At 32.4% G+C, this 7,255-nt stretch carries 4 protein-coding genes and 1 pseudogene; all 5 read left to right on the top strand.

What is annotated here, in order from left to right; translation table 11 throughout:
- Positions 1-926 (top strand): hypothetical protein (locus ACFO3L_RS02780; RefSeq protein ID WP_379963608.1); only part of this gene is annotated, 926 nt, incomplete at its 5' end.
- Positions 904-3,534, top strand: a complete 2,631-nt coding sequence (locus tag ACFO3L_RS02775) for a helix-turn-helix domain-containing protein (protein WP_025785301.1) — start codon at positions 904-906, stop codon at positions 3,532-3,534. The genes ACFO3L_RS02780 and ACFO3L_RS02775, both read left to right, overlap by 23 nt.
- Positions 3,535-3,539: 5 nt before the next feature.
- Positions 3,540-5,387 (top strand): site-specific integrase, encoded by a 1,848-nt coding sequence (locus tag ACFO3L_RS02770; RefSeq protein ID WP_025785302.1) that lies wholly within the window; start codon positions 3,540-3,542, stop codon positions 5,385-5,387.
- Complete coding sequence (locus tag ACFO3L_RS02765) at positions 5,380-6,111, top strand: hypothetical protein (RefSeq protein WP_025785303.1); 732 nt, start codon at positions 5,380-5,382, stop codon at positions 6,109-6,111. Before ACFO3L_RS02770 ends, ACFO3L_RS02765 begins: the two co-directional genes overlap by 8 nt.
- A gap of 86 nt (positions 6,112-6,197) precedes the next feature.
- Positions 6,198-7,190, top strand: a pseudogene (locus ACFO3L_RS02760) (DNA topoisomerase); the annotation flags it as partial.
- Positions 7,191-7,255 lie beyond the last annotated feature (65 nt).

Raw genomic sequence — 7,255 nt, 5'->3', positions numbered from 1 at the left:
AAGGAAGAAAATCGAAAAAAGATTTTCTTCCTTTTAATTTATTCAAGAGACTTTTGGGTCAGCCTCTTACCTACAAGAAGACAGATGAAACTCTTTTACGTGAGAAGATTAAAAGAAAAGATTTAGTTCCTCAAAATCATGAATCTAACGAGAACAGAATCTTTATTCGTTTGCAATATATTCGAGAGATACTTTACGTAGCAAAGCATGAAGTACCTGATATAGCATTTGGAGTGGCTTTACAAATTTTTGGAGGGTTACGTAAAGGTGAAGTCGTAAACCTGACTAGAACAGCTTTAAAGTCGCAAAATGGGCAAGATTATGGTGTTGAAGGATTAGTGATACTTGTCAGGGATCGTCAACTTGATTTATTTAATAGGTTTGAGGATGTTTCAACAATGCAGGTGAAAAATCCAAGAGACCAATCATGTCTTATTGATCCAATTTTAAATTATCTATATAAAAATCATATGGAAGTGGTACTTAAAAAGGTGAAAGGACCTAAACAGCCTAATGCATTGTTTTATAATACGGAAGGAAATTCAATGTCTGCCGACACGTATGATAAGCGCTTTTTAAAATTAAAGAATGCTTATTTAGGGATGTTATTAGGTACAGAAGGTAGATATCAGGATTATTTAGACTTCTCTCAAACAAAGTGGCGCTCTCATATAGGGAGAGGAGTATTTACAAACATGTGTTTAGATGCTGGATTTAATGAAAAACAGACGGCCGTATTACGAGGTGATAGATCTACTCAATCAATGGAGTCATATTTTGATATTATAACTGCCACTTATAATATTCGAAAGGCTTTAGGCTTACTCTCTCCAGATCAATCTAGTAATATAGCAAACTTAAATATGCCAATAAATAATAAAATGTGGAAGGAGGTTCAAGAATTTGGGTCAGGACTTAGAAATTAACTTTAACGATTACATGACAATCTACGAGATAGCCGAAGAGAAGTTTAATAAGAAGCCCAATAATTACTATTTTATTTACAAATTAGAAGAATCCATATCAAAATTACCAGCTGAATGTAAGATTTCAAAGGTCGAATTCAGAGAAAAATATTACGTTGAAAAATATGATAAAAATATTAAAAACTTATATTTGAAAGAAGATGTAAAACGTTTTTTTAGAAATTATGTACCAAAGGCATCTCTCAAGGCAAAACTAAAAAAAGTTGTTAGCGACGCTACAATTCACAAATATTATAAAAAACTAAACCCAACTGAAATTATACTTGGTGGAAATTTAGATGTTTTTGTTTCAATAGAAATAGCACAAGAACTAACTGAGATAATAAACACAGTGGCAGGCAAGGGACAATGGGGGTGGAGAACTCATACTTTCGAAAAATATAAAAATCAACACAACTATTTGTCACTTGATGAGGTTATGAAAAAATTAAATTGTTCTTATGCGACTACTCAAAGGTTAATTAAAGAAAAGTTGTTATTCGTGTCAGATAAATATGGAGACAGAATGCTTTTTGAAAAAGAGCACGTATTCGAATTGTTTTCTGAACAAGCAAGGCTTATTGAAAAATATAGCAACAATTATTACACAGCGAAGCAAATTCAAGCGAAATATAGTAATGCTTTTGCGCAATATATAAAAGGCGGAGAAGATAAGGTTCGAATAAAGGTAACAAAAGTTGATCCCCCACTGCTATTAATCTCACACTTTGGTGTTCAAATGAAACTCTATGAAAAAAACGAAATTGATAATCTATGGGCGGATTATAAGCTTTATTTGGATATGAATTCTATGTCGATAGAAGATCCTTTTGAAGATTTTCTTTTCAAAGTTGAGCAAGTGTTAAATATTAAATTTACAAAAACTCAGCAAAACACAAAATTATTATGGTATCAGTATGTTGAAAAATACCTTCTTAGGACTAGGATGTCTGATAAGAATAGAATTACATTTCTAACTAATCAATTTGCCAGATGTACGGAAATAATATTCACTACTTTTAATAAAGAAATATACTCCTATTCTGGAAAAGAAATCAATAGTAAATTTCTTAACGATACACCTAATATTAGAAGAAGTTATCAAGGGGATTTCTATTATTTCTTAAAACAAATGCTTGAAACTTTTACTATGGAAGGATTACCTTTACCGTATAGCGTAGATGAATTAAATGACCCAAGAACCTTTAAAAGAATTAAGGAAGTAGCCACGGATATTTATTCTTTAGAGGAATATCATGAGCTATACAAATATACCAATCGTGTAGGATTTCATAAAGAGAAAGCAATACAAGATGTTACTGAGTTAATCCAAAGCATGAATTATACAAAGTATAAACGATACGACAGTTGCTGGTTATATATTCTAGTTCAATTAACAAATAATTGGAGACATAGTACCGTACTATCACAAATTCCAAGAATTGATCTATCAACTACCTCAATTGAAAACTTGGAGTGGTTAAAGAGAAATGATCCTTCGGTGGAGGATGCAAACAATATCATTTATCAAATTAGCAGGTATGTAACAAAAATAAATAAAACAGATGTAAGTGCTGAAGGAATATTTACTATTGGTGAGCCACTCAAAGTTGCTTTTGCAACTGCGATAAGTATTTGTGAGTTTCGTAGAAGAGCAACATTGGATAGTAGTTCTACCTTAATAGATTTATCAGGTCATTTAGTGAAAAAATATAATCCACATAAAGATTTCTTTTCAGAGTTTACTAATGGATTTAAATTTGAAAACAGAAAGATGAATAGAACTCTTAACACTCTAATCTGGTCAGTGCTTAGACATATGGGGAAAGGGTTAAAAGAATCACAAGTATCAAGAAGCCACTTGCAAGATCAAACAACCATTAACCATTATATTAAGCTATCTAACGAACAAGTGAAGAATCTTGTGGATGAATTGTTTGAAAGAAATCAATTTGGATTTGTAACACAAACCTTAACGAATATACTTTTTGGCACTGAAACAAACAAAAGTATCGAAACGGAAAGAATGTTAGAGGTAAATAAGCAATTCGGTGATGTTTTTAAAATTGAAGCGACCGCAGGATTAATTAACAGAATCACAACAGAAAGGGAGCATGTATTAAAATACCTCGCAGAGTTTGATATGGAAGGACTTCGTGCCCTTTTTTACCAATCCCTAACAGGATCGCTTCCTTCAAAACAGAGATACCATCAATGTATCTATGCTGAATGTAAATATGAGAATGAATACGGTGAAAGACCATCGTGTGATACTTGTGCAGCATCAATGATTAATGTGTATGCGCTAGAAAATATAATGGACAATTATATCTTTATGATGGAAAAAATAGCAAAAGAGTTTGATAGTGCAACCATCGGAGAAAAACAGAAGCTTGCAAACCAGTTTTTTCTACTGCATAACGTTGTTGATCAAGCAAGAAGTAGATTTGGCAGAGAGGTTGTAGATGGATTTGTAGAAGGAAATACCGAGCGAATAAAGAACTTAGGTCTAGATTTATCAACAAAAGGACTAAAGAGTTTTAGAACTTCAGGAATACTAGGGGGGTGACGTGTGTGGCAAGCAAAAGGAATGTAGGATCATTAATGCTTGATTTCAGCAGTATTAATCCAGGGGATATAAGAGGTGCTGGGTTTGATATTAGCAAGAATGTAGAAGAGGCAAAGAAGTCTTTAGAAAGCTTTCATGATTATAGAGTTAAAAAAGTTAGTGTAAATTTTGAAGATAGTAAATGGATTTTTAATGAAGAGTTCACGCGAAGTAACGTGGTTTTTGATTACACGATGATTTCCCACTCTTTAAAATTTGGTACAACTGAAAATAAAGAGGAATTATTTATCGCAGTGAAATGTTGGATGGCCAAAAAACTTAATGAAAGCTCTATAACGGTTACAAAGGCTAGGCTTTTAAACCTTGTTACTGCTTTTCTATCTACAAAGGGTCTTAGGGAACATAGTGAATTATTGGAAATGATTCAGGAAAGCAATCTTATCCGTAGAGGTTCAAAAAATCAATATAACGTCAAAAAAGTGTCTAACAATGTTATGTATAGATTTATATCGGATCTTGTCAATTTTTTAGAATTTTATAATCGAGATGAATTTGTATATTTCATAAATGATTTAAACGAACATAAAGCGAAAATCAAATTGGAAAAAAACTACAGAAAGTTGCCGTCTTTCAAAGATATTTTAACCATAAAACAATGTCTAGACAGTTGGTACGAAGAAGCGGTAAAAAACGATAGTGAAAAATTACTTAAATATTTTCCTCTTGTTTTATGGTGGAATCTAACAACTATTATCCCTATGAGGGTAATTGAGTTTTGTCACATTAAAAGAAATTGTTTTTCATTAAAGGATGGAAATTATTTCATCACCTTTCCAAGAATGAAGTACGATCGAATTAGTACACATCGAACAGACATTGAATACGACACGTTACCTATCCCTCAAGAATTGTACGACCTTTTTCAAAACTATTTAATACGCTCGGAACAGTATGGACTATCGAATTATTTAATTTCACATAAGGTTTATCGTCATTATTTCAGCGATGATAAAAAAACATATGATGATAATTCTTTGTTTAACTATCATAATTTCAATAATACAATAGCAAGTTTTTTCAAAGAAATAGTACACGAGAAATATAAAATCAATATTATTTCTATAAATAAGCATTACCGGAGAAATTACTCAACAAGATCAAAAGAGGCATTTATATCTGATTCAGCAATCGGTAGTATAGATACAATGATTAACCTTGGCGATTTAAGACACATCGCAATTATTAATATGATGATGCAGGGATATGACAAGGTTGAGATTCAGCGATTGGCAGGACATATTACAGAGGATATACAATATAGCTATTTCAATCATATGGAAAACTGGATGGACATTGAAATACAGAAAATGGAGAAGGAATTCAATCAGTATAGACCAATAAATTCAACTTTTAATGACAATGAAATTTCACTTTTACATCCAAAATCCCAAGATATTTTTGAGAATCAAAGCAAAAAAAATTACATAAACAAGAATGTGGAGGAAAAGGAATATTTAAAATTAGATTTAGGCTCTTGTATGGACAAAACTATGCCCTGTCCTAGTTTCAATTGGAAACATAGAGGTTGTTATTTTTGTAAACATTGGTCTATTTCCAATCAAGAACTAGAAGAAAAAAGAAATCAAATTGCTTTTGACTTGAATTTACTTTATGAAGAAACAAGAGGGAAAATCAAGTTTATACAGTCGCTATTTGATCTGCAATTCGATAACACAGAAAACGTCAATAATAATACAAAACGAGACTTATCTTCAACGTCAAAGGAAATTCAATTAGATATTAAACGGATTGCAAAATTACGGTCTATGTTAGGGGTTTCAGATAATGAATAAAATCGGTACTAAAGGCATTTTGGATGATATAGAAAAAGAGACTTCATTGAGGAAACTGATTGTTGAATATGATGAAAACCATAATATCAAATCTAAAATCACATATAAAGACATCTATGATTTCGTTAAATCGCAGTATGATAATGGCCAAGTTGATTTTTATCCTGGATATACGTGGTGGAAAACAAAAGGAAAACATTTAGTAGACGAATACAATTTAGTAAAAAAAAGAACCATACCCTTATCCGAAACAGAGGACTTAGACGTTTTTGACATCCTTGATGTGATAGAAAAGAATTATGGAGATAAAGAATCGTTAATTAAATATCTCCTTCCTTATAATGATTTGTTAGATAGGCTTGTCAATAAAATTAATAAGCTTCAAAGTAATTCCCGAAGCCTATCAGAACAGATTGTAAAAAAGGATGAACGAATTCAAATATTAGAACAAAAAAACAGCAATCAACAGTCTTTATTGGACGGGCTATTCTACAATATTATAGGATCTGAAAAAGAATTAAATAAAGTAATGAAAAGGGGTAGTACGAAATCAGATATAGTGAATTATGCATTGTCTGAAACTTTCGGAAATCCTGCTGCATACATTGACGAGTTCAGCAAACGTTTAGAGATAGGTAATTTTACTATAGACGATCAGACAAATAATGTCGTTAAGTTCCAACCCAAAAGTGATGTTTTGGAGGAAGATGATTATGATTATTAAAAACCATAAGTCTTGTTCGACTTTATGAAAAAGTCGAACAAGACTTATACCAATGAAAACGTGTAGAAAAGGAGATTGACCTAAAATTGGGATACGTATTAATTTTAGCTGAAAAACCAAGCCAAGCATTGGCCTACGCAAGTGCTTTAAAACAAAGCGCTAAAAAAGACGGTTATTTTGAGATCAAAGACCCACTATTTACAGATGAAACGTTTATCACGTTTGGTTTTGGGCATTTAGTCGAATTAGCAGAACCAGGTCATTATGACGAAAAGTGGCAAAATTGGAAACTTGAATCTTTGCCGATTTTTCCTAATCGATACGATTTTGAAGTTGCAAAAGATAAGGGAAAGCAGTTTAAAATTGTTGCAGAACTTCTCAAAAAGGCAAATACAATTATTGTTGCAACAGATAGCGACAGAGAAGGTGAAAATATTGCCTGGTCAATCATTCATAAAGCAAATGCCTTTTCTAAAGATAAAACGTATAAGCGTTTATGGATCAATAGCTTAGAAAAAGATGTGATTCGTAGCGGTTTTCAAAATTTGCAACCAGGAATGAATTACTATCCCTTTTATCAAGAAGCGCAAACACGCCAAATTGCCGATTGGTTGATCGGCATGAACGCAAGCCCTTTGTATACGTTAAATTTACAACAGAAGGGCGTACCAGGTACATTTTCACTAGGACGTGTTCAAACGCCCACCTTATACCTTATTTTTCAGCGCCAGGAAGCCATAGAGAATTTTAAAAAAGAACCTTTTTTCGAGGTGGAAGCTAGTATAAAAGTAAACCAAGGGTCGTTTAAGGGCGTTCTAAGCCCCACACAGCGTTTTAAAACCCAAGAGGAGCTTTTAGCTTTTGTTTCTTCTAAACAAGCTAAAATAGGCAATCAAGAGGGCAGAATCGCTGACGTGCAAACCAAAGAGAAAAAAACGAATAGTCCGAGTTTGTTTTCTTTAAGTAGTTTGCAATCAAAAGTTAATCAGCTTTATAAAGCGACAGCGAGCCAAACTTTAAAAGCTATGCAAGGACTGTATGAAGCCAAATTATTGAGTTATCCAAGAACAGATACCCCCCCTATGTTAGGATAGATGTCGTATAGGAAAATAAGTTATAATAAAAACTATACGGAGGATGATTA

The sequence above is a fragment of the Enterococcus eurekensis genome (assembly GCF_042654605.1).
GTDB classification, from domain to species: domain Bacteria; phylum Bacillota; class Bacilli; order Lactobacillales; family Enterococcaceae; genus Enterococcus_I; species Enterococcus_I eurekensis.
Note: the sequence above shows the minus strand (reverse complement) of the source record. Positions and strands in the feature narration are given on the sequence as shown.

Excerpts from the sequence above, each read along its gene's own strand:
- ACFO3L_RS02765 (WP_025785303.1), top strand. The coding sequence starts at position 5,380 with ATGAATAAAATCGGTACTAAAGGCATTTTGGATGATATAGAAAAAGAG.